Raw genomic sequence first — 22,899 nt, 5'->3', positions numbered from 1 at the left:
GCCGGCCGGCGATAGCCATCGTGCACTGGCGCCAACGCGCCGGCGGGCGTCGGCACGCCTGCACCGGCAGGCCCGACCGCGTGACGCATGCGCACCGAGCCCGGCTGCCGGCACGCGCCGTGATCGATGCCTCCTGCAGCGCGCATTGCGGCGCAGATGGCACCCGAAAGCCCTGCAACCGGTTGGGGATAGCGTGGACGCCACACCGATACTGCACCGGCCGCCGGCCACTACACGCTCCGTGCAGTGACCGTGACCTGCTTGCAGGACGAGTGATGTGTCACTTGTGCCCCGCGTGCTCCGCTGCCACCGGCGTCAACACCAGGTCCTGGAAATCGAAGCTGAAATCGGTCAGCGGCGAGATCGCCTCCATCCGCATCTCGCGCACCGCACCATCCGGGGTCAGCGCGAAATTGACGAAGGCATCGGCATTCAGGCTGCGATCGTCCCAGCGCACGATGAAGCTGTCGTGCTGCCAATGCTCCAGCGTGCCAACGAGCTGCGCGGTCTTGGAAAACTGCAGACGAAGGCGCTTGCCGTCCTGACGGATCACCACGTCGCCGTACCACGGGTCGCGATAGGTCGCCGCATAGCTGCGCAACGGCAACGACGGCGTGGAGCGCGCTGCGCGTGCGTCCTGATGCTTCTTCCAGCTGGTGTCCGCATCGCCGTCGGCCTTGGCCACCGCCTTGGCATAGGCGGCGGTCCAATCGGTGGCCGGCACCTGCAGGAACGCATCCAGCACCTGCAGGGTCACCGCATTGAAGGCCGCACCGATCTCCTGATTGGTCAGCACCACTACGCCCAACCGTTGCTCGGGCACCAGCGTCAGCCGCGACACCATGCCCGGCCAGCCGCCGGTGTGCCACACCAGCCGATGGCCGCGGTAGTCGCTCAGGCTCCAGCCCTCACCGTAGCCGGCAAAATTGGGGCGTGCCGCCGCCAGCTCCGGCACGGCCGGGTCGGCAATCGCGATCGGCGTGATCATCGACCACATCTCCTGCTGCCGTTTGGCACTGAACAGCGGCGTGCCATCGGGCAGGATGCCGCCGGCCAATTGCACCTTCATCCACAACGCCATGTCGTGCGCGCTGGAATAGATGCCGCCGGCACCGGAGTTGTTGGACCAGGTCAGCGGCGCGACCGTGCGCAACTCGGTGAAGTCGTACTTGGCATGGCCCACGGCCGCGTTGTCGCCCGGCTGCAGATGGTCGGCATTGAAGCGCGTACCGCGCATGCCCACCGGGGCGAAGATGCGTTGCTGCAGAAACGCCGCATAGGTCTGCCCGGAGACCTGCTCGATCACCTTCTGCGCCACCGCGTACAGGATATTGTCGTAGGCGTAGCGATCGCGGAAACCGCCCTTCAGCGGCACCTTGGACAGGCGCTGCACCACTTCGTCGGTGCTGTAGCTGGTGGTCGGCCAGAACAACAGATCGCCTGCGCCCAGGCTCAGGCCGCTGCGGTGCGCGAGCAGATCGCGCAGACGCATCTCGCCGCTGACGTACGGGTCGGACATGCGGAACCACGGCAGGTGGTCGATGACCTTGTCGTCGAGCGAGAGCTTGCCCTCGTCAGCCAGGATCGACAGCGATGCGGCAGTGAAGGCCTTGGTGTTGGAGGCGATCGCAAACAGCGTGTCGGCCTGCACCGGCGCAGGCTTGCCGATCTCGCGCACGCCGTAGCCGCGCTCCAGCACCACCTGCCCATCCTTGACGATGGCCACCGCAATGCCGGGCACATCGAACTGCTTGCGCACGCGTTCCATCTGCGCGTCGAACTGCTGCATGCCGGCGGGAAGCTCGGCCGCCTGCGTCGTCGTCACCAAGCTTGCCAGCATCAGCACGCCTCCACTCAGCCATCGGTTCACGGTCACTGTCCCACGTCCTCTCATTCGCTCAGGTCGATCCGCCGGCACTGTCCAGCGACAGCGGCAGCGGTGCCACCAACACGCCGTTGCCATCGGCATACAGCCAGTGGCCGGGCACGAAGACCACGCCGGCAAAATTCACCGGCACATCCACATCACCCAGATCGCGCCGCTCGGTGCGGCGCGGGCAGGCGCCCAGCGCCAGCACGCCCAGCGGCAGCGTGGCCAGGATCTCCACATCGCGCACGCAGCCGTGGATCAACACGCCGGCCCAGCCGTTGGCGACCGCCTGCATCGCGATCTGGTCGCCCAGCAGCGCGTGCTTCAACGAGCCCTGCCCGTCCACCACCAGCACACGGCCGTCGCCAGGCGTGGAGGCCAGCTCGCGCACCCGCGAGTTGTCCTCGAAACAGCGCACGGTGACGATCGGCCCGGAGAATGCCGCACGTCCGCCATAGGAGCGGAACAGCGGTTCGGCGATGCTCACCTCGGGAAAGCGGTCACACAGATCGGGCGTGGTCCAGGTCATCGCTGCGGTCCGAAAGTGGCGATCTGCGATGGTAGCGGCATGGCCGCGTCCGCGTAAGCCGCCGATCGCCCCGCCGGCTGGCCGGGCGGTGCCTGCATCGAGTGCACAACGTCTGCATGCCGCCGCGCGCCAACGGCCGCGCCTGCCTGGCAGTGCGCAAGCGTTTTGGCAGCCGCGGCGTCGCCGCGGAGCCGGCGGGGCTATCATCTGTGCGGCTTGCCACATCTGCGCGTCTGCGAACATGCCAGGCGCGCGCTCACGCCAACGTGGAATCTGTCATGACCGATCTGTTCGCCGCCACCCCGCCCGCGCTCGATGGCATCCACGTCGGTATCGGCGGCTGGGTGTATGCGCCATGGCGGGAGGGGATGTTCTATCCGCAAGGGCTGGTGCAGCGCCGCGAGCTGGAATACGCAAGCCGCCACGTCACCGCCATCGAGATCAACGGCACGTATTACGGAACGCAGAAACCGGCCACCTACGCGAAGTGGCGCGACCAGGTGCCGCCCGGGTTCGTCTTCTCGGCCAAGGCACCGCGCCGCATCACCCAGTCGCGCAGACTGGCCGGCACCCAGGCGCAGGTGGACGACTTCATCGGCGGCATTGTCGAGCTCGGCGACACGCTGGGGCCGCTGGTGTGGCAGTTCGAACAAGGGCATCGGCTGCAGGCCGACGACCTGGACGCCTTCCTGTCGTTGCTGCCCAAACGTGCCGGCAAGCGCGTGCTGCGCCATGTGCTGGAAATCCGCGACCACGACGCGGTGGATGCCGCGCTGCTGGCATTGGTGCGCCGGCATGGGGTGGCCACGGTGTTCACCGATTCGGACGAGCATCCGTCCTTTGCCGATCTGTCCACCGACTTTGTCTATGCGCGGCTGATGCGCAGCCAGGCGCGCCTGCATGCCGGCTACCCGGCGCCGGCACTGGCGCGCTGGGCCGAGCGCATCCAGGCCTGGCGGCGCGGCGACGATGTGGCGGACCTGCCGCATATCGACGCATCGACGCACGCCGCAGCCACGCCGCGCGAGGTGTTCGTGTTTTTCATCAGTGCCGCCAAGGAGCGCAATCCGGCGGCGGCGATGGCGTTGCTGCAGGCGTTGGGGGCGCGCTGACAGGGGCGTTGCGTCGCGTCTTCGGCGACAATGGCGCATGCCCACGACCGACCTGCGCAAGGCGCAACTGCAAATCCATTTCTGCGTCCTGCTCTGGGGCATCACCGCGATCCTGGGCAAGCTGATCACGCTGCCCGCGTTGCCGTTGGTGTGGTGGCGCATGTTGATCGTGGTGGTGGCGCTGGCGCTGTTGCCGCGGGTGTGGCGCGGACTGCGCGGTCTGTCCGGCCGCGTGGTGCTGGGCTATTGCGGCATCGGCGCCTTGGTGGCCCTGCACTGGCTGACCTTCTACGGTGCGATCAAGCTGGCCAATGCCTCGGTGGCGGCGACCTGCATCGCGCTGGCGCCGGTGTTCACCGCCGTGATCGAGCCATGGGTGACGCAGCGCCCCTTCCGCCCGCGCGAATTGCTGTTCGGCCTGGCGGTGTTGCCCGGCGTGGCGCTGGTGGTCGGCGGGGTACCGGATGGCATGCGCGCCGGCGTGGTGGTCGGCGCGATTTCGGCGGTATTCGTCGGCCTGTTCGGTTCGCTCAACAAGCGCATGGTGGCGCATGCCGACCCGCTCACCGTCACCGCACTGGAGCTCGGCGCCGGCACGCTGACCCTGACCGTGCTGGCGCCGGCCATGCCGTTGTTGCTGCCATCGCTGCATGGCGACCTGATGATCATCCCCAGCCTGCACGACGGCGTCCTGCTGCTGGTGCTGTCGCTGGCCTGCACGCTGCTGCCGTTTGCGCTGGCACTGGTGGCGCTGCGCCATCTCAGCGCCTACTCGGTGCAGTTGGTGACCAACCTGGAACCGGTCTACGCTATCGTGCTGGCGATCGCACTGCTCGGCGAGCAACGCGAGCTGACCCTGCAGTTCTATCTCGGCGTGGCGATCATTCTCGGCGCGGTGTTCCTGCATCCGGTGCTGGAACGCCGGCGCAAGATCGTGCACCCGGAGCTGCTCGGCACTGCCGAGGCGAAGAACATCGTCGACTGACTGCACGGCGCAACCAACAAACGCCACCGTCGCAGCGGCCCAGGCCGCGACCGGCCTTATCGATGACGCACCCGCGTGCGCACGCCCCCTACCCCAACGCCACCACCTGGTCGCGCCCGCCACGCTTGGCCGCATACAGGGCCTGGTCGGCGCGCTTGATCACCGCTTCCACGCTTTCCTGCGGATGCAGCGTGGCCACGCCGATACTCACCGTCACCGGCAGCGCGATCGTCATCACCGCCACGCTCTGGCGCAGGTATTCGCACTGCACGCGCGCCTGCAGCAGATCCACGTTGGGCAGCAGCAGCACGAACTCCTCGCCGCCATAACGCGCAATGGTGCCGGCACCGGCCACATGCGCGCGCAGCAACGCCGACAGTTCGCGCAGCACCACATCGCCCTAGTCGTGCCCATGCACGTCGTTGACGGTCTTGAAGTGGTCCACGTCCAGCAACGCCACCGACAACGGCTGGCCTGCCGCACGCGTCTGTTCCATGGCTGCGGCCAAGGCCACTGAAAACGCGCGTCGATTGGGCAAGCCGGTCAGCGGATCGGTGCGGGTCTGCTCGACCAGATCGGCATTCAGCGCGTCCATCTGCGCGTAATAGCCGGCCAGTTGCTGCTCGTACCATTCGCGCTCGTGCAGTTGCTGGCGCAGGCGCTTGCCGGCCAGACGCAGCTCCAGCAGATGCGCGGCCTGCCGCGACAATGCCTGCAGGGCAGCACGCTGCTCTTCGCGCAGATGCGCCGGGGTCTGGTCGAAGACGCAGAGCGAGCCCAGCGCCATGCCCTCGCTGGTCACCAACGGCGCGCCGGCGTAGAAGCGCACCGCAGAGCTGCCGGTCACCACCGGATTGTCGTGGAAGCGCGGGTCGAGCAAGGTGTCGTCGACCATCATCACTTCGTCCGGGCGCAGGATCGCATGCGCGCAGAACGAGATGTCGCGCGATGCTTCGCTGCGCGGCGCGCCATGCGCGGACTTGAACCATTGCCGCTGCTCGTCCACCAGCACCACCGCCGCCATCTGCGTCTGGCACAACGTGGACGCGATCATGGTGAGGTCGTCGAAGGCACGCTCGGGCGGCGAATCCAGCACCTCGTACTGACGCAGCGCGGCCAGTCGTTCGGCTTCGTTGTCCGGCAATGTCGGTTTGATCACGCTGCCTGCTCCCCCAGCTGGCTGTCAGCGGCGCAAGTATGACCGAGCCGGTCATGCGCGGCCATCGGCTGCACATGCGCAGCCGGCGCACCGTGCCGCTATGTGCGGCCCATCGCGCCGGGCCCCATCACCAATCGGTGCGTTGCGGCAGCAATCCGCGCAATTCCGCATCACTGAGGTTGCGCCACTGCCCGGGCTTGAGCGCGGCCAGCTTGATGTTGTCGATGCGCACACGGCGCAGCTGGGTCACGCGGTAGCCAAATTCGGCAGACATCAGGCGGATCTGCCGGTTCAAGCCCTGCTCCAGCACGATGCGGAAGCCGAACTTGGCGATGCGCGCGGTGCGGCACGGCAACGTGGTCTCGTTGTGGATGCGCACGCCGCGCGCCATGCCACGCAGGAATTCGTCGGTGACCGGCTTGTTGACCGCCACCAGATATTCCTTCTGGTGGCGATTTTCCGCGCGCAGGATCTCGTTGACGATGTTGCCGTTGCTGGTCATCAGGATCAGCCCCTCGGACTCCTTGTCGAGCCGGCCGACCGGAAAGATGCGCTGCTCGTGGCCGACGAATTCGACGATGTTGCCCTTGACCGAACTTTCGGTGGTGCAGGTGATGCCCACCGGCTTGTTGAGCGCGATGTAGACATGCTTGCGCCCACCGGGCTTGCTGGCAGCGCGCGTGCGCAGTGGCTGGCCGTCCACCAGCACGGTGTCGTCCTCGCCCACCACCGCGCCGGTGCCGGCGGCCACGCCATTGACGGTGACCCGGCGTTCGCCGATCAGGCGATCGGCCTCGCGGCGGGAGCAGAAGCCGGTTTCGGCGATGTATTTGTTGAGTCGGGTCGTCATCGGCCGATTATCGGCGATTTGCAGCGCCCCGCGTGCACCCACTTACGATCAGGACAGCGCCAGCAGCGGCTGCCCGGCGTGCAGCAACTCGTCGAGCGGGCATGGACGATGCAGACTGAAACCCTGCACCTGGCCCACTCCGGCCTCGTGCAGGCCAGGAATGTCCGCCTCCGACTCCACGCCCTCGGCCACCACTTCGATGCCCAGCGCCAGGCCCACCTGCGCGATCGAATGCACCGCCGCACGGTCCACCGCGTCGTGTGCGTAGTTGCGTACGAAGCCGCAATCGATCTTGAGGACATCCACGGTGAACTGCTTGAGATAGCCGAACGAGGCCAGGCCGCTGCCGAAATCGTCCAGCGCCACATGGCAGCCGCGCGCGCGCACGCTCTGCACGAAGCGCCGCGCGTGCTCCAGATCGCCAATGACGGCGGTCTCGGTGATCTCCATGCACAGCTTGGGCACCAGGCTCGGATAGCGCTCGAACAGGGCGCACACGAAATCGAGAAAATCCGCTTGCGCGATCGACTGCGCAGACAGGTTGACGTGGCACAGATCCAGATTAGCCAGGTGCAGCGGATTGGCCGCCAGCTGCGCGCACAGCGTTTCCAGCACATGCACGTCGACCATGCGCCCCAGGCCGTAGCGTTCCACCGCAGGCAGGAATTCGCCCGGACTCAGCACCCGCCCGTCACCCGCGCGCATGCGCACCAGCACTTCGTACTGCAGGCGTCCCGGATCGCGCAACACCTGGATCTTCTGCGCATACAGCAGCAGGCGGTCCTCGGCGATGGCCTGCTGCACCGCGCTGATCCAGCCGCCATCGTGGCGGCGCCGCGCCAGCGCCAGATCGTTTTCGCCGAAACAGCGAATCCGGTTGCGCCCCTCTTCCTTGGCTGCGTAACAGGCCAGGTCGGCGGCGGTCATCAAGGCATTGACGTCGCTGGCGCCCTGGCGGATTTCCACCACGCCGAAGCTGCAACCGGGCGTCAGCGGCCGCCCGCCCTGGTGGCTCCATGGCTGACCCAGCACCGCGTGCATGCGCTCGAGCACGGTTTGCGCCTGCGCCAGGTCGGTATTGGCCAGCAGGATCGCGAACTCGTCGCCACCCAGTCGCCCCAGCCAGTCGCCGGGGCGCAGCTGCATGGTGATCACATCGGCGAAGTGGCACAGGAACTTGTCGCCCACCGCATGCCCGAAGGTGTCGTTGACCAGCTTGAAGTGATCCAGGTCGACGAAGCACAGCGCATGGCGGAGCTGCGGCGATTGCGGCGGCTCGATCAGGCGCAGCAGCCGGCGTTCGATCTCGCGGCGGTTGATCAGGCCGGTCAGGGCATCGTGGCGCGCATGGAAGGCGACTTCGTCGGCCAGCTCGTGCGCGTGCGAGACATCCTCGATCACCGCCAGCACCAGGGTCGGCTCTTCCGGGCCGGGTTCCACCAGCGAGGCACTCCAGCGCCCCCACATCACCCCGCCATCGGCGCGCAGGAAGCGTCGCTCGCCGGACTGCAGCAGGGTCGGCCAGTCGACCATGCCGCGGCTGTCCAGCGCGATGTCGTCCGGATGCATCACCTCGGCCAGCGTGCAGGCCTGCAGCTCTTCGGGCCGGTAGCGCAGGATGTTGGCCATCGAGGCATTGGCATCGAGCACGCGGCCACGCAGGTCGAACTTGACCATGCCCAGCGCCGCCTGTTGGAACGCGGTGCGAAAGCGGCCTTCGTGCGAGAGCAGGTAATCGCCGATGCGGCGCATCGCCAGCACGCAGGTGGTCAGCACCAGCAGCAAGGTCGCCAGGCTGCAGATCACCATCATGTCGTGCAGCAGCCGCGCGCAGCGGATCAGCAGCGCCTGGAACTGCGCCGTATCGCTGCGCATGCGGCCATCGAGCAGATGCAGCTCATCGCGCAGGGCCTGCAGCGCGCGCGGATCCGGGCGGCTGGCGGCCTGCACCGAGGCGGCCCGGTCGGCCAGCGCGCTCAGCTGCAACAGGTCGGCATCGGTGTGTTTCCACATCGCGATGGCGTCGCCCAGATACGGAAAGACATGGCCGTAGCGATACAGCCGCACCATTTGCGGCATGTCCTCAGGGGCATTGCGGCCGGCCGCCAGCCCGGCATGGACCGCGCTCCAGTCGATCACCGGTTGCTCGACCGCCTCGCGGGCCGCGCGGTCGCCGAGCGGCACTTCCAGCGCGCGGCAGGCGGCCTGCAGGTCGGCCGGATCGCCGCTCCCCAGGTAGCGCTCCAGCCAGTACACCGACTCCTGCTGGGCATTGGACCAGTGGCTCTGGCCGACGATCCAGGCCGTCGCTCCGGACTGGATCTCGATCATCAGCGCAGAGAGCACCGCCATGCTGATGGCCATGCCGATCAACAAGGCCAAGGGAAGCGTCAGCCAGCCGCGCATCAGATGCATGGTCTGCCTACCGCCGGTACCGCCCGCCATCTGCGCCATTGTCACCCTCGAACCCTGCCGCCGCCCCATGCGATTCAGGCGCCCAGTGGGCGCCTGAAGGCAGTAGCGGCCGCAATGGCGCAGTCTGTATGGCAGCGCCTGCTTGACCACGGTCGACGCAGGCACTTCGCCTGGCCGGCAGGACGCTGCCGGCAATCCCCGAGACGTCAGCGCGTGACGCCTGCAGTCCGATATGCATCAACCAACATAACGACCACGGCGCCCCGCAGCGACGGCAGGACCGCCGAACGCTGCCGGGTCCTCAGCGGCGCTTACTCGCCGCGGGGCTTGGGCGGGCCCTTGCGATGCGGCGCGCCGGCACGGTCCATCGGACGGTTCGGGCCATTCGGGCGGCCGGACGGCTTGCCGCCGCGCGGGAAGCGCGGCCTGGACGGCGCTGCAGCCGCCTCGCCGTCTTCCAGCTTGCGCATGTTGAGCTGCTGGCCGGACACCCACACTTTCTTCAGGTGCGTCAGCAGCTCGCGCGGCATGTCGGCCGGCAGGTCCAGGATCGAATAGTCGTCCTGGATGTCGATACGGCCGATGTAACGGCTTTCCAGGCCGGCTTCGTTGGCGATCGCGCCGACGATATTGGCCGGCTTCACGCCGTGGGTGTGGCCCACTTCGATGCGGTAGCTCTCCATGCCGAATTCCGGCTCGCCACGCGGGGCAACCGGGTCGCGACGCGGGCGCTCGGCACCGGCGCCATCACTGGCGAATGCCGGACGTTCCGCACGCGGCGGGCGTGCCGCGCGCTCGCCATCGGCACGCGGGCCACGCTCGAACTTCGGCTCGAAGCGCGGACGCTCGCCGCGATCGTTGCGGTCGCCGCGATCGCGCGGTGCAAATTCCTCGCGTGCACCGCGCACCGGCGGGGTCAGCAGGAACGGTGCATCGCCCTGCAGCAACTTGGCCAATGCTGCAGCGATATCGATCGCCGGTACGTTGTTCTCGCTCTCGTAGCGCTGCAGCAGATCGCGATACATCTCGATCTGGCCGCCGGCCAGGGTCTCGGTGATGCGGGTCATGAAACGTGCCACGCGGGTGTCGTTGACCGCATCCACGCTCGGCAGCTGCATTTCTTCGATCGGCTGGCGGGTGGCGCGCTCGATCGAACGCAGCATGCCCTTCTCGCGGGGGGTGACGAACAGGATCGCGTCGCCGTTGCGGCCGGCACGGCCGGTACGGCCGATGCGGTGCACGTAGCTTTCGGTGTCGTACGGGATGTCGTAGTTCAGCACATGGCTGACGCGCTCCACGTCCAGGCCGCGCGCGGCCACGTCGGTGGCGACCAGGATGTCGAGCTTGCCGTCCTTGAGCTGGGCAATGGTCTTCTCGCGGGCGGCCTGCTGCATGTCGCCGTTGATGGCCGCCGCGGCCATGCCGCGTGCCTGCAGCTTCTGCGCCAGCTCTTCGGTGGCGGCCTTGGTGCGCGCGAAGATGATCATGCCGTCGAACGGCTCGACCTCCAGGATGCGGGTCAGCGCGTCCAGCTTGTGCAGGCCGCTCACCCACCAGTAGCGCTGGCGGATATTGGCCGAGGTGGTGGTCTTGGCCGCGATGGTGACTTCGGCCGGGTCCTTCAGATAGGTCTGCGCGATGCGTCGGATCGCCGGCGGCATGGTCGCCGAGAACAGCGCCACCTGGCGCTTCTCCGGCAACTTCTTCAGCACCGCTTCAACGTCGTCGATGAAGCCCATGCGCAGCATTTCGTCGGCTTCGTCCAGCACCAGCGTCTTGAGCTGGGACAGGTCCAGCGTGCCGCGGTCCAGGTGATCGATCACGCGGCCGGGGGTGCCGACCACCACATGCACGCCGCGCTTGAGCGCGCTCAGCTGCTGCGCGTAGGGCTGGCCGCCGTAGACCGGCAGCACGCGGAAGCCGGGAATGGCTTCGGCATATTTCTGGAACGCCTCGGCGACCTGGATGGCCAGCTCGCGGGTCGGGGCCAGCACCAGCGCCTGCGGTTTGAGCTGGTTGAGGTCGGCATTGGACAGCACCGGCAGCGCGAACGCGGCGGTCTTGCCGGTGCCGGTCTGCGCCTGGCCGAGCACGTCGCGGCCGGCCAGCAGCGCGGGAATGGTGGCGGCCTGGATCGGCGACGGCGACTCGTAGCCGACGGCAGCAACCGCCTTCATCACAGCGTCTGAGAGGCCGAGGTCTGCAAACAGCAGCGGCGCGGGAGATTCTTGGGTCATTGGGTAACTCCGGAGGCGCCGCACGGAGCCGGCAGGCGCAAAGCCGCATAGTGTGCGCCCTCAGGCCCCCTGCTGTCGAAATTTCCGTGACAGTCCGTTCAGCTTGTGAGGATTTGCCCGCTGCGGCGAATCATCTCCTCGACCCTTGTCATCCACCCACCCGGCCGGAGCCATGTCCCTGGAAACAGACCTGCACACCCGCTTCAACGCCTTGTTGCAGCAGCACCGCGGCATCGTCCTGAAGGTCGCGGCCAGCTATCGCTGGAACCCGGACGACCGCGCCGAGCTGGCGCAAGACATCACCGTGCAGCTATGGCGCGCGTTTCCCGTCTATGACACGGACCGGCGTTTTTCCACCTAGATGTACCGCATCGCCTTGAACGTGGCGATCAGCGATCTGCGCGGCCGCAACCGCGCGCCGCAGGACCCGCTCCCGCTGGAGGCGGTGGCCGACAGCATCGCCGACCCGCTGGCGCGCGACCCGGCACACGCGCAGCAGGTCGCCGCACTCCACGGCTTCATCGCCCAGCTGCCGCCGCTGGAACGCGCCTTGATGCTGCTGTACCTGGACGCGCACAGCTACCGCGAGATCGGCGAGGTGCTCGGCATCAGCGAGACCAATGTCGCCACGAAACTCAGCCGCCTCAAGGCGCGCATCCGCGCCGAACTCTGACCACCCACTTCGCCCAAGGAACATTCGATGGAACTCGACGACATGCAACGCGCCTGGCACGCGATGGAACACCGCCTGGATCAGCACAGCACGCAGATCGGCCACATCGTGAGCCAGGTGCGTGGCCACGCGGCGCGCACCAGCCTGCACCCGCTGTGGCTGAGCCAATCCGCGCAATTGCTGTGCGCCGTGACGCTGCACATCGTGATCGCGCGCAGCTGGCTTGCCCACACCGATCAGGCTGCAGCCATCATCGGCGGCGTGCTGCTGCAGCTGTGGAGCATTGCACTGGCGATCTCCGCACTACGGCAGCTGCAGCTGCTGGCGCAACTGAACTTTGCCGGACCGCTGCTGCCGACGCAGCGCGCGCTCGCGCAGCTGCGGCGCTGGCGCACGCGGGTGGCCCCGTGGCTGGGCGTGGCGTTCTGGGTGCTGTGGGTGGCCGTGGCGGACGCCGGCTGGCGCGGGCTGACCGGCCTGACCCTGCCGCACGACTGGCTGCTGCTCAATCTGCTGGTGGGTGTGCTCGGCGGCATCGGCACCTGGTTCGGCTATCGACGGCTGCAGCGCAAACGTCATCCGTGGCTGGAGCGCATCGACAACGCGCATGCCGGGCCCGGCGTCGTGCGCGCCGAAAGCATGCTGGACGAGATTGCACGCTTTCGACGCGAATAAGCGTGCCGCCCCGCACCGCGCCTCCGGCGTCGTGTCCGCCGCTGGCGCGTCTGCGTTGCGGTGCTGCCCCAACTCCACCTGCCGGCGCTGCGTTCGGCACAGTGGTGTTGCCGGCTGCGACAGGCGGATAATCGCCGTCTTCCTGTCACCGAGCGCACCATGCAATTTCTGGAATTCGACCTGGACGGCGAGTACATCGAACTCAACCAGTTGCTCAAGCTGGCGGGTATTGCCGACAGCGGTGGGCAGGGCAAGGCGATCATCGCCAGCGGCGCGGTCAGCGTCGATGGCGTGCAGGAACTGCGCAAGACCGCCAAGATCCGCCCCGGCCAGTGCGTGCAACTGGACGATGTGGAGATCCGCGTGCTGGCGCTGGACCCCGATGCGGAGCCGGCAGAATGAGCGTGGTGCAGGTCAGCTGGCGCAACAACGCGCCCTCGGCTGAAGACCCGGACCACGATGTCTATATTTTCTCGATCGACGTCGATTCACCCACGCCGTTCTGGTTCGAGCAGTCGATCCGTGGCGGTCACGCCGAGCGCGGCGGTTGCAGCATGCTGGCCTTGCACGAGCTGGAAGCCTGGCCCGGCGGCTGGCGCGCAGACGTGACCAAGGCCGGCTGCGCCTGGGTGATTCCGTTGCTGGAACAGGCCTTGCGCAGCGGCGATGCGCGCAGCGCGATCGATGCGATTCTTGCACGGGTCAACACGCCGGCCTGATGGCTGCGTGCCCGACTGCGGCGCGCCTGATGACAGCCCTGATGACAGCCGAGCCGACCGAGCCCGCCCGATTGCCGCACGAGCACCTGCGCGCGCGCGGATGACCGCATTGCCCGCCCGCGCGTCGAACACCGTTGCAAGCCGCTGCGCATGAGGAGCACAACGCAGCGCTGCACGCACTGCGCCTCCCCGCTTCCACTTCGATACGTCAAACGCTGCGCTGGGTCAGATGCGCCGCAATCGCCTGCTTGAACGGCGCCACCGCATGCGCCGCACGCAAGGCACCACGTCGTAGCAGGCGAGCCGGCGCACGATCGTCGGTATACAACGCGGCCAATGCATTGGTCGCTTCATACAGCGGCCGCGTCGCCAGCCGGTGCGCCCGCTCGTAGCCCTGCAGCAAGGCCGCAGCCCCGATGTCGCGCCCGGCTGCGGCAGCGTCGCACACACGCTCGGCCAGGCGCGCCTGGCTCTGCAATCCGAAATTGAAGCCATGCGCGGTGACCGGGTGCATGCCCACCGCCGCATCGCCGATCAGCGCGGCACGCTCGGCGATCAGGCGTTGCGCATACGCCGCCACCAGCGGATAGGCATGCCGGCTGCCGTCCTGCTGCATCGGCCCGAGCCGATGCTCGAACGCCTCGGTCACCGCCGCACTGAACTCGGCCGCCTCCATCGCCAGCAAGGCCTCCACCTGTCGCGGCGGCAGGGTCAGCACCGCGCCGGCGCGGTTGCCCTGCAGCGGCAACAACGCCAGCGTCTTGCCGTAGCCAAACCACTCCCACGCGGCATGCCGGTGCGGCAGCGCATGCCGCATCCGGCACACCAGCATGGTCTTGCCGAAATCACGCAAGTGCGCGCCGATGCCGAGCAGGCGCCGGGTACTCGAAAAGCGACTGTCGGCCGCCACCAGCAGGCGCGCCGCCACCGTTTCCCCATCGGATAACTGCAGCACCACGCGGTCGCGCTGCTGCTGCACGGCCTGCAGCGTGCAGGCACAGCGGATCTCCAACGCAGCTTGTGCCTGCACCGTCTGCCAGGCCGCGCGACGGATCAGATGATTGGGCACCAGCCAGCCCAGATCGCCGGCACCATGCGCGGAGGCGGCGAAGGTCAGTGCGAAGTGCGAATGTCCGTCCATGACGCGTGCATCGCGCAGCGGCGAGATCGCATCGGCAGGAAATTGCTGCCAGATGCCCAGTTGCTCCAGCAGTGCACGCGAGGCATGGGTCAGCGCGATTTCGCGTCCATCGAAGGCCGGCTCGGCCAGCTGCGCGCGTGGCTGCTGGTCGACCACCAGCACCGACAGGCCACTACCGGCCAACGACCGCGCAAAACTCAGGCCGACCGGCCCGGCACCAATGACTGCGATATCCACCGATTGCATGCCGCGCTCCTTCACCACCAAGCCCCAGAGGAGCTAACAAGACCTCGCATGCAATGGTCAGCTGGATGCGGTCGGCGCGAAGCAACCGGCATGTCCGCGTGACACCTGCCGCATCGAGCACGCACGCATGGCGGTAAGCGCAGCCGTCTTGGTAGCGGCTCTCAGTTTAACGGCAGTGGTGCTGGCCGGCCTTGATCAGGATCAAGCAGGAACCGAACCGGGCAGCCCACCACAGTCGCAGGCGCACGATTTATCGCTGCGTTTTCTGGGCCACTGACCACGGGCTGCGCGCACGCAGCCCGGCCTGCGTCACCAGCCCAGCAACGCCCGCACCAGCTTGACGATGCCCCAGAACGACACCACCCAGATTGCGCTGCGCAGATAGGGAATGCCTGCCGCATACGCCGGCACGTAAGCCACGCGCGCCCACAAGTACAGCTGCACACCCAGTGCAGTGTCCGCGTTGGTACGGCCGGCAACGCTCACCGCCAGTACCGCAGCAGCGAAGATCGGGAAGGTCTCCTGATAATTGCGGAAGGCGCGATCCAGCCGCGACGCGACGCCGGTCAAGGGCTTGGGGTCGCCATCGCGGGCGCTGGCATTCCACTTGGTCCCGCGCTGGGCGGTCATGCTGGCCGAAGCGGCCAGCAGTTGCACCAGACCGAGCACCATGGCCCAGCCCAGCATCTGCAGTTCGATGGTCAGTTCCACGCGGGTCTCCCGATGAGCTGCAAGATCACTTGATCGACGCGCGCAGGCTGTAACCGGCGAGACGCCAGGTCTTGTCCTCGTCCAGGCGGAACGACACCAGCTCGCGCACCGGCTGCTGCGCCTTGGCAAACCGGGTCGGGAAGCTGACGTTGACGTACAGGCCTTCGGGCACCTGCGCGCCGGCAGCGTATTTGACCCGTGTCACCGAGCCCTGCCCGCGTCCGACCACCGCCCCCAGGCGCGCACGTTCGGCGCCGATCTGGCTCACGAAGACATCGCGCTTGACCGCGGTCTTGGCGACGCTGGAGGCGCCATCCCACAGCGAGGCCACCTGGTTGGCGTCGACCATCTGCGCCACCCGCAATGCCGCCTGGGTCATCTCGGTGTTCTGTTTGGTCAGCTGCGCCTGCTGCGCCGGGCCGGCCGCGGGCGCCGCCTGGGGAGCGGCGGCCGGACGTGCAGCGGTCTGCGGCTGTTGTGCCAGGACCAGCGATGGAGCCAACAGCAGTGCGGCAAGCAGACGAGGACGGAACATGGGGCAGATGACCTTGTGCGTAGCAAACGGATGGGAACCACCGCAGGGTTTGCGGCGGGTGCGACAGTTTAAGACCTGCGCTGCATGGTGAGGTGAGTGTGCAAGCGACGCGCGAGCCGGGTGCCGGGAACGCACGCCTTGACTCAAAAATCAGATGTCGCCGCCGGGCGGAACCGCCGCGACACCACGCGGCCGCCACAGTCGCCAGCTGACCCACAGCGCGCGCGCGATGGCCGCGATCAGGGCCGCCAGGCTCAGCCACACCGCCAGCGTCGCCGGCCACTGCGCCTGGCTGGCCGCAGCGATCACCTGCAGCAGTTCGGCCACGCCAAATCCGGCCAGCACCAGCAGCGCCGATGGCAGATATGCCAGCGCAACGCCTTTCGTCTTTCCAAGCATGTCGCCCCCCGGCTCCGTGGTATGCCGCGACCATAGGCAGCCGGCAGTGCGGTGGGTGTGAAGCTCAGCCCTCGCCCTTGACGGGGTCCGGCGCGGGATCGGCAGCCGACCCTGCGGCCGGTGTCGCGGTTGGCGCTCCTGCCTCCGCGTCGGCCGCCGGCGCGGCCTGCGCTGCGGCGGTGGCCGGCAGCGCGGCGGCATCGGTTTCGGCCAGCGGGCTTTCTTCCGGGCAGGCCGCATCCGGGAAGCCGAAGCGCTGCTTCAAGGCCAGGCCGCAGGCGTTGACCGCCTCCAGATCGGCGCCCTCGCCCTTGCACTTCTGGTCGAAGGCAACCAGAAACGCGTCCTTGCGGCGCACGAAGGCATCGCCGCACTTGCGCATCTGACGGATGCGCTCCAGGTCGTCCTGCACCGCGTTGGTGCCATCCAGCCCGTACTCGCGCAGCTCGTCCATCGTCAGCAGGCGCAGGCTGCGGTTGGGCACGGTCATCATCAGGTCGGCCACTGCCACCGCCACGCCGTTGCGCTCCAGATAATCCTTGACGTTGCCGTAGACCTCGCGCAATTCGCGATTGAGTTCCGCGCGCGAGGTGGCCTTGGAACTGATCCGCATCATGCGGTGGATGCCGACCTTGCCAGCCACCAGCCGGTTGTCGCCCGCCGCCAGCACGAACACACAGGCGCTGTGGCAGATCGAGCCTTCGCGCACCCAGATGGTCCAGTTGGATTCGCCGATGACATCGCCGGCGCGAATCGCCGCTTCCACCTGCCCGCCGCTGGAATCCAGGTCCAGGATGCGATGCGGCAGCCGCAGTTGCTCGGCCACCGCGGCCAGCCGCCACACCAACGCAGCGAAGCCGGCGTTGATCTTGCCGGCGTAGCGCACCCGCAATAGGCCGGTGTCGCGACACGGCGCCAGCGCCGCCTCCACGCTGGCGCGGTCCAGCGCCGGCAGCAGCGTGCCATCGCCGGCTTCGCTGCTGTAATCGGTGGCGCAACTGATCCAGGCCTTGCCCGCGTCCAGCTCCGCCTGCGGCCAGCCGGCTTCGCCGGCCTGTGCACGCGGCCGCGGCGGCGGCGCCACCGGCTCGGGCGTATCCACCGACACCATATGGTCGCCATCGCCCTGGCCCGCGCCGCTCTGCTGCGTCGCGGCGGCATCGGCCGAGGTACTGGTGCGGTCGCAGGCCGCCAGCGCCAGCACGCATGAAAGGGACAGGCAGAGCAGTTTCAGCATGATGTCAGGCAACGGACCGCGACGGAGATCACCCTCAGTCTATGGCTGAATGGGCGAAGCGTTTGACCCTGCCATGAACGCAGCGGCCCGGTGCAACCCTGTCCGAAAACGGCCAGCCGGGGCCGGGGCGAGCGCATAGACTGGCGCCATGCAGACCGCCACGCCCGACCGACTCCAATGCGACCGCGCCCGCCTGGCGCGCGATGCACGCTTCGATGGCTTGTTCTTCACCGCGGTGCGCAGCACCGGCATCTACTGCCGCCCGGTCTGTCCGGCGCCGCCGCCCAAGCCGGGCAACATCAGCTATTACCCCAGCGCGGCGGCAGCCAGTGCCGCCGGCTACCGGCCCTGCCTGCGCTGCCGCCCCGAGCTGTCGCCGCAGGCGCAGCAGCATCTGGGCGAAGAGAGCGTGCAACGCGCACTGGCGATGATTGCCGACGGTGCCCTGCAGGAGCAGCCGGTGCAGACCCTGGCCGACGCAGTGGGCCTGAGCGCACGCCAGCTGCAGCGGCAGTTCGTGCAGCAGCTCGGTGCCACCCCGATCCAGGTGCACGGCACGCGCCGGCTGCTGCTGGCCAAGCAACTGCTGACCGAGACCGCATTGCCGGTCACCGAGGTCGCGCTGGCGGCCGGCTTCAACAGCCTGCGTCGCTTCAATGCCGCATTCCTGGAAGGCTGCGGGATGCCGCCATCGGCGCTGCGCAAGCAGCGTGCCGAGGTGCCCGGTGGCGAGTTGACCCTGCGCCTGGGCTATCGCCCGCCGCTGGATCTGCCGGCGATGCTGGCATTCCTACAGCGGCGCGCGATTCCCGGCATCGAGCAGGTCGACGCCAGCGGCTACCGGCGCGTGATCGGCACACCGGGCAACGCAACGCTGATCGAGGTCAGCGCGGCACCGCAGCGTGCGGAGTTGTTGCTGCGCATCGGCGCGACCGACCCGCGGCAGATTCCGCAGATCGTGCGGCGGGTGCGCCGCCTGTTCGATCTGGATGCGGACCTGCAGGCGGTGCATGCCACGCTGGCGGCCGAGCCGCTGCTGGCCGAGGCGATCGCGCGCCGCCCCGGGCTGCGCGTGCCGGGTGGCTGGGACGGCTTTGAAGTGGCCGTGCGCGCCGTGCTGGGCCAGCAGATCAGCGTCGCCGGCGCGGCAACGCTGGCGGCGCGGCTGGTCGATCGACATGGCGGCCATCATGTGGAGATGCCGCCCGGCCTGGACCGCATCTTTCCGACTCCGGCACAGCTGGCCGAGGCGCCGCTGGAACAACTCGGCCTGCCGCGCGCGCGCGCGGCCACGCTGCGTGCATTGGCCTCGGCCTGCGCGCAAGGGCGGCTGCATTTCGGCGCCGGCCAGCGCCTGTCCGAGTTCGTCGCCGCCTGCACTGCATTGCCCGGCATCGGGCCGTGGACCGCGCATTACGTCGCCATGCGTGCGCTGTCGCATCCGGACGCGTTTCCGGCCGGCGACCTGATCCTGCAGCAGGTGCTCGGCACGCCCGAGCGCCTGAGCGAGCGCGCCACCGAAGCGCGCTCGCAGGCCTGGCGGCCGTGGCGCGCCTACGCCGTATTGCACCTGTGGCATCTCGCTGTCGATCGCAAGGACACCCGCTCATGAGCACGTTGTATTACGACACCTTTCCCTCGCCGATCGGCGCGCTCAGCGTGGCCGCCGATGCTGCCGGCGTGCACCACATCCTGTTCGCGCAGAACCGCTACGACGCGGTCGGCCGCGCGCGTTGGCAGCACGACCCCGATGCGCCGTTGGTGCGCGAGGCGCGCGAGCAATTGCTCGACTATCTGTATGGCGGGCGGCGCAGCTTCGACCTGCCACTGGCCCCGACCGGCACGCCGTTTCAGCTGCAGGTCTGGCATACGCTGGCGCAGATTCCGTTCGGGCAGACCTGGAGCTATGCGCAACTCGCGCATGCGGTGGGACGCCCGGCCGCCAGCCGTGCGGTCGGCGCTGCCAATGGGCGCAATCCATTGCCGATCGTGCTGCCCTGCCACCGCGTGATCGGCGCCAACGGTGCGCTGACCGGCTTCGGCGGCGGCCTGCCGACCAAGCAGGCCTTGTTGCAGCTGGAAGGCTGGTCGCCGCGTCAGGGCGCAGCGGCCGACGATCTGTTCGCCGCATCCGCCGCCGGCACGCGCTGACTTCGCGACGTCATTGCCAGGCCGTAAACTGGCGCGATGATCGATCGACGTTTTGTGTTCACCGCGACCGCGCTCGCACTGCTCGCGGCCTGCAGTTCTCACGCTCCTTTGCGCAGTACGCCAGCGCCCGCCCCGGCAGGCGCACCGCACACCGATTTACCGCACAGCGTGCTGCTGATCTCCATCGACGGGCTGCGCGCGGACATGCTCGATCGCGGCATCACACCGAATCTGTCGCAACTGGCACACGACGGCGTACGTGCGCGCTGGATGACGCCGTCGTACCCGTCGCTGACCTTTCCCAATCACTACACGCTGGTCACCGGCCTGCGCCCGGACCACCACGGCATCGTGCACAACAGCATGCGCGATGCGACGCTGGGCGGCTTCTGGCTGAGCAAGCAGGATGCGGTCGGCGATGCGCGCTGGTGGGGTGGCGAGCCGCTGTGGGTGGGTGCGGAAACCCACGGCCTGCATGCCGCAACCTGGTCGTGGCCAGGCAGCGAGGCGGCGATCGGCGGCGTGCGCCCCACGCGTTGGCGCCATTACGAAGAAGGCACCAGCCTGGACACGCGCGTGGACGAAGTGCGGAGCTGGCTGGCCGCCTCCGGGGCCGACCGCAACCGCCTGGTCACGCTGTATTTCGAACACGTGGACGAAGCCGGCCACGACCACGGCCCGGAGTCGCGCGAATACGCCGACAACGTGCGTGCGGTGGATGGCGCGATCGGCCGGCTGCTGGCCGGCATGCAGCGCGACGGCACGCGCGAGCGCACCAATATCGTCGTGGTCTCCGACCACGGCATGGCCGAGGTGGCGCCCGGGCATGCGATCAGCGTGGAAGACATGGCACGCCCGGACATCGCCACTGCCGTGACCGACGGGCAGGTGATCGGCTTTGCGCCATTGCCGGGACAGCAGGCCCGCGCCGAAGCCGGCCTGCTCGGTGCGCATGCGCAGTACGACTGCTGGCGCAAGACGGAGCTGCCGGCACGCTGGCACTACGGCACGCATCCGCGCATTCCGCCGATCGTGTGCCAGATGCACGAAGGCTGGGATGCACTGTTACCGGACAAGCTGGCCAAGCGCCCGCGCGATCAGATGCGCGGCTCGCACGGCTTCGATCCGGCGCTGCCGTCTATGCGTGCGGTGTTCCTGGCGCAGGGCCCGGATCTGGCGCAGGGCAAGCGCTTGCCGGGTTTCGACAACGTCGATGTGTATGCGCTGATGACCCGGCTGCTGGGCATTCCTGCCGCGCCCAATGATGGAAATCCCGCCACGCTGCTGCCGGCCCTGCGCGTGCCGCCGGCCGCTGAGTGACGCGTCGCGGCCGCGCTGTGCGGATGCGACAATGGCGCCATGTCTGCTTCTGATCCCTCGCCGCGCCGGCTTCGGCTGCGGCCGTTGTTGTCCAGCCAAGGCTGGCGTCGTCGCGCCGCACTGTGGGGTGGCGCAATTGCAGTAGCACTGGTGGCGATCGTGTTCGCCAAGGCCAGCGACGCCGCCTTCCAGTTGTTCCAGCGCATCACCGCGCATTCGATCTGGTGGGCACTGCTGCTGACGCCGGGCATCTTCGCCCTGCTGGCCTGGCTCACCTCCGGCGCGATGCGGCCCACGCGTGGCAGCGGCATCCCGCAGGTCATCGCGGCGCTGGAACATGACGACGCCGCATTTCGCCAGACCAATCTGTCGCTGCGCGTGTCGATCGGCAAGCTTGCCCTGACCACCCTGTCGCTGCTCGGCGGCGCCTCGGTCGGACGCGAAGGCCCCACCGTGCATGTCGGCGCCAGCCTGATGCATGTGTTCGGGCGCTGGTTCGGGTTTCACGATCCGCGCGAGCTCTCGCATTTTCTGCTCGCCGGCGGCGCGGCCGGTATCGCCGCGGCGTTCAACACGCCGCTGGCCGGGGTGGTGTTTGCGATCGAGGAATTGAGCGGGCGCTTCGAGCACCGCTTCTCCGGCACCTTGCTGACCGCGGTGATCGTCGGTGGCGTGGTGTCGCTGGGCCTGTTGGGCAACTACACCTACTTCGGCAAGGTGGCGGTGGCCCTGCCGCTGGGCCAGGCCTGGCTGGCGATCGCGCTATGCGGCAGCGTGGCCGGCCTGCTCGGCGGCATCTTCGCGCGCCTGGTGCTGGCCAGCGTCAGCGGCAAACCGCGCTGGCTGGCAACGTTGCGCCAGCGCCATCCGGTGCTGCTGGCCGCGCTGTGCGGGGTGGCCTTGGTCGGCCTGGCACTGGTGTTCGGGCAAGGCGCGTTCGGCACCGGCTACGAGCAGGCGCGCAGCCTGGTGCAGGGCCATGCAGTGGTCGGCCACGAATTCGGGCTGATGAAGCTGCTGGCCAATCTGGTCTCCTACCTGGCCGGCATTCCGGGCGGGCTGTTCTCGCCGGCGCTGGCGGTGGGCGCCGGCATCGGCCACAACCTGTCGGTGCTGATGCCGGGCGTGGACCCGCGCACCTTTGTGCTGCTGGGCATGTGCGCGTATCTGACCGGCGTGACCCAGGCGCCGTTGACCTCGGCGGTGATCTCGCTGGAACTGACCGACACCAGCCAGATGCTGTTGCCGATCCTGGCCACCGTGCTGATCGCGCGCGCAATGTCCGGGCTGGTGTGCAAGACGCCGATCTATCGCGGCCTGGCCGAACAGTTGCTGGCGCCGACGCCGTCCCGCACCTCGCCGGCTACGGCGACGACGCACTGAACATCCCTGGCGGGAGAGCGGCGCAGGGCCGACCGACCGCAGTGTGCAGCTGCCGGCCGTGACCGCCGCGCACTGCGGCCGGCGCTGCCGTGCCATGCGCGAACCGACGCCAGCGGCGCGCGCGTCGCCGCTTCGACGCGAGCCGGTAGCGGCATGACCGCTCGGGCAAGCGCTGCAGCGCGCGTCTGCGCCGATGCCGGACATAAAAAAACGCGGCGCAAGCGCCGCGTTCTGGTGTCGCGAAGCGGGCTAAGGATCAGCCGGCCTTGGCAACGGTCTTCTTGGCCACAGCCTTCTTGGCCGGAGCCTTGACCACGCCCTTCTTGGCAACCGGGGCAGCTGCACCCACGACAACCTTGCTCACCGCGTGCGAACGCGAATTGCCGTAGCTGGAATTGTAGCGCTTGCCCTTGGCGGTCTTGCGGTCACCCTTACCCATGTTCGTCGACTCCTGAATGTGAATACTGAATACAAAATCCCCGCGCTGAACACGGGTCTGGCGAGGTTTACGCCGGCGGCGCCCTCGCGCAAGGCCGGCAAGCCTACCACGTA

Annotated in this window: 20 protein-coding genes, 1 other RNA gene and 2 pseudogenes; 10 read left to right on the top strand and 13 right to left on the bottom strand. The window is 68.3% G+C overall.

The genetic code is table 11. The annotated features are described in order from the left end of the window. Window positions 1-280: 280 nt before the first annotated feature. Together XARJCFBP2528_RS14520 and rraA are read right to left on the bottom strand one after the other, a co-directional pair. Window positions 281-1,876 (bottom strand): serine hydrolase, encoded by a 1,596-nt coding sequence (locus XARJCFBP2528_RS14520; RefSeq protein WP_026064691.1) that lies wholly within the window; start codon window positions 1,874-1,876, stop codon window positions 281-283. A 22-nt stretch (window positions 1,877-1,898) separates the two neighbouring features. After that, complete coding sequence (gene rraA / locus XARJCFBP2528_RS14515; protein ID WP_016903969.1) at window positions 1,899-2,399, bottom strand: ribonuclease E activity regulator RraA; 501 nt, start codon at window positions 2,397-2,399, stop codon at window positions 1,899-1,901. 278 nt (window positions 2,400-2,677) lie between these two features. Here rraA and XARJCFBP2528_RS14510 point away from each other — a divergent pair, with 278 nt between their 5' ends. Both XARJCFBP2528_RS14510 and XARJCFBP2528_RS14505 read left to right on the top strand, forming a co-directional pair. After that, window positions 2,678-3,511 (top strand): DUF72 domain-containing protein, encoded by an 834-nt coding sequence (locus XARJCFBP2528_RS14510; RefSeq protein WP_016903968.1) that lies wholly within the window; start codon window positions 2,678-2,680, stop codon window positions 3,509-3,511. A gap of 37 nt (window positions 3,512-3,548) precedes the next feature. Then, a complete protein-coding gene (locus XARJCFBP2528_RS14505; protein ID WP_024939754.1) occupies window positions 3,549-4,496 on the top strand; it encodes a DMT family transporter in 948 nt (315 codons plus the stop codon). Window positions 4,497-4,584: 88 nt separating this feature from the next. Here XARJCFBP2528_RS14505 and XARJCFBP2528_RS14500 read toward each other — a convergent pair. The 4 genes and pseudogenes from XARJCFBP2528_RS14500 to XARJCFBP2528_RS14485 all read right to left on the bottom strand — a co-directional run bounded on the left by XARJCFBP2528_RS14500 (window position 4,585) and on the right by XARJCFBP2528_RS14485 (window position 11,157). Continuing rightward, window positions 4,585-5,655 (bottom strand): annotated as a pseudogene (locus tag XARJCFBP2528_RS14500) (GGDEF domain-containing protein). A gap of 127 nt (window positions 5,656-5,782) precedes the next feature. Continuing rightward, window positions 5,783-6,505: a pseudouridine synthase gene (locus XARJCFBP2528_RS14495; protein ID WP_016903964.1), complete on the bottom strand. Its 723-nt coding sequence runs from the start codon at window positions 6,503-6,505 to the stop codon at window positions 5,783-5,785. A gap of 48 nt (window positions 6,506-6,553) precedes the next feature. Continuing rightward, on the bottom strand, window positions 6,554-8,959 hold the full coding sequence (locus XARJCFBP2528_RS14490; protein ID WP_016903963.1) for a putative bifunctional diguanylate cyclase/phosphodiesterase: 2,406 nt from the start codon (window positions 8,957-8,959) through the stop codon (window positions 6,554-6,556). Window positions 8,960-9,231: 272 nt separating this feature from the next. Continuing rightward, complete coding sequence (locus tag XARJCFBP2528_RS14485; RefSeq protein ID WP_026064690.1) at window positions 9,232-11,157, bottom strand: DEAD/DEAH box helicase; 1,926 nt, start codon at window positions 11,155-11,157, stop codon at window positions 9,232-9,234. 172 nt (window positions 11,158-11,329) lie between these two features. Between XARJCFBP2528_RS14485 and XARJCFBP2528_RS14480 the strand changes: the two are divergent. The 4 genes and pseudogenes from XARJCFBP2528_RS14480 to XARJCFBP2528_RS14465 all read left to right on the top strand — a co-directional run bounded on the left by XARJCFBP2528_RS14480 (window position 11,330) and on the right by XARJCFBP2528_RS14465 (window position 13,224). Next, window positions 11,330-11,830, top strand: a pseudogene (locus XARJCFBP2528_RS14480) (RNA polymerase sigma factor). 27 nt (window positions 11,831-11,857) lie between these two features. Next, entirely contained in the window at window positions 11,858-12,505 is a 648-nt protein-coding gene (locus XARJCFBP2528_RS14475) for a hypothetical protein (RefSeq protein ID WP_047124816.1), read from the top strand. 159 nt (window positions 12,506-12,664) lie between these two features. Beyond that, window positions 12,665-12,907 carry an RNA-binding S4 domain-containing protein gene (locus XARJCFBP2528_RS14470; RefSeq protein ID WP_016904567.1) on the top strand — a complete coding sequence of 81 codons (243 nt, stop codon included), beginning with the start codon at window positions 12,665-12,667 and terminating at the stop codon, window positions 12,905-12,907. Then, window positions 12,904-13,224 carry a hypothetical protein gene (locus XARJCFBP2528_RS14465; RefSeq protein ID WP_016904568.1) on the top strand — a complete coding sequence of 107 codons (321 nt, stop codon included), beginning with the start codon at window positions 12,904-12,906 and terminating at the stop codon, window positions 13,222-13,224. The genes XARJCFBP2528_RS14470 and XARJCFBP2528_RS14465 overlap by 4 nt, the downstream gene beginning before the upstream one ends. A 208-nt stretch (window positions 13,225-13,432) precedes the next feature. Here XARJCFBP2528_RS14465 and ubiM read toward each other — a convergent pair whose 3' ends face one another. The 6 genes from ubiM to XARJCFBP2528_RS14440 form a co-directional block, all read right to left on the bottom strand. Further along, window positions 13,433-14,611, bottom strand: coding sequence for a 5-demethoxyubiquinol-8 5-hydroxylase UbiM (gene ubiM, locus XARJCFBP2528_RS14460; RefSeq protein WP_039813058.1), 1,179 nt, complete (start codon window positions 14,609-14,611; stop codon window positions 13,433-13,435). A 31-nt stretch (window positions 14,612-14,642) separates the two neighbouring features. Next, window positions 14,643-14,718: non-coding RNA, sX9 sRNA (locus XARJCFBP2528_RS22665), on the bottom strand. A 202-nt stretch (window positions 14,719-14,920) separates the two neighbouring features. Further along, complete coding sequence (locus tag XARJCFBP2528_RS14455; protein WP_016904570.1) at window positions 14,921-15,322, bottom strand: MAPEG family protein; 402 nt, start codon at window positions 15,320-15,322, stop codon at window positions 14,921-14,923. Window positions 15,323-15,347: 25 nt separating this feature from the next. Next, window positions 15,348-15,857, bottom strand: a complete 510-nt coding sequence (locus XARJCFBP2528_RS14450; RefSeq protein WP_016904571.1) for a DUF4019 domain-containing protein — start codon at window positions 15,855-15,857, stop codon at window positions 15,348-15,350. 150 nt (window positions 15,858-16,007) lie between these two features. Beyond that, window positions 16,008-16,256: a hypothetical protein gene (locus XARJCFBP2528_RS14445; RefSeq protein WP_016904572.1), complete on the bottom strand. Its 249-nt coding sequence runs from the start codon at window positions 16,254-16,256 to the stop codon at window positions 16,008-16,010. A 64-nt stretch (window positions 16,257-16,320) separates the two neighbouring features. Then, window positions 16,321-17,493, bottom strand: a complete 1,173-nt coding sequence (locus XARJCFBP2528_RS14440; RefSeq protein WP_026064833.1) for a COG3904 family protein — start codon at window positions 17,491-17,493, stop codon at window positions 16,321-16,323. Window positions 17,494-17,641: 148 nt separating this feature from the next. Between XARJCFBP2528_RS14440 and XARJCFBP2528_RS14435 the strand changes: the two genes are divergently transcribed. Genes XARJCFBP2528_RS14435 through XARJCFBP2528_RS14420 form a run of 4 tightly spaced genes read left to right on the top strand, consistent with a single transcriptional unit; the run spans window position 17,642 to window position 22,347 of the window. Continuing rightward, the gene (locus XARJCFBP2528_RS14435; RefSeq protein ID WP_016904574.1) at window positions 17,642-19,105 is read left to right on the top strand and encodes an AlkA N-terminal domain-containing protein; all 1,464 of its coding nucleotides are present in this window, start codon (window positions 17,642-17,644) and stop codon (window positions 19,103-19,105) included. Next, the gene (locus tag XARJCFBP2528_RS14430; RefSeq protein ID WP_016904575.1) at window positions 19,102-19,644 is read left to right on the top strand and encodes a methylated-DNA--[protein]-cysteine S-methyltransferase; all 543 of its coding nucleotides are present in this window, start codon (window positions 19,102-19,104) and stop codon (window positions 19,642-19,644) included. The genes XARJCFBP2528_RS14435 and XARJCFBP2528_RS14430 overlap by 4 nt, the downstream gene beginning before the upstream one ends. Window positions 19,645-19,680: 36 nt before the next feature. Next, on the top strand, window positions 19,681-20,964 hold the full coding sequence (locus XARJCFBP2528_RS14425; protein ID WP_016904576.1) for an alkaline phosphatase family protein: 1,284 nt from the start codon (window positions 19,681-19,683) through the stop codon (window positions 20,962-20,964). A 39-nt stretch (window positions 20,965-21,003) separates the two neighbouring features. Then, window positions 21,004-22,347: a chloride channel protein gene (locus XARJCFBP2528_RS14420; protein ID WP_047124815.1), complete on the top strand. Its 1,344-nt coding sequence runs from the start codon at window positions 21,004-21,006 to the stop codon at window positions 22,345-22,347. A 256-nt stretch (window positions 22,348-22,603) separates the two neighbouring features. Here XARJCFBP2528_RS14420 and XARJCFBP2528_RS14415 read toward each other — a convergent pair whose 3' ends face one another. Then, window positions 22,604-22,786 carry a 30S ribosomal protein THX gene (locus XARJCFBP2528_RS14415; protein WP_016904806.1) on the bottom strand — a complete coding sequence of 61 codons (183 nt, stop codon included), beginning with the start codon at window positions 22,784-22,786 and terminating at the stop codon, window positions 22,604-22,606. Window positions 22,787-22,899 lie beyond the last annotated feature (113 nt).

It is taken from the genome of Xanthomonas arboricola pv. juglandis, assembly GCF_001013475.1.
GTDB lineage: Bacteria > Pseudomonadota > Gammaproteobacteria > Xanthomonadales > Xanthomonadaceae > Xanthomonas > Xanthomonas arboricola.
Note: the sequence above shows the minus strand (reverse complement) of the source record. Positions and strands in the feature narration are given on the sequence as shown.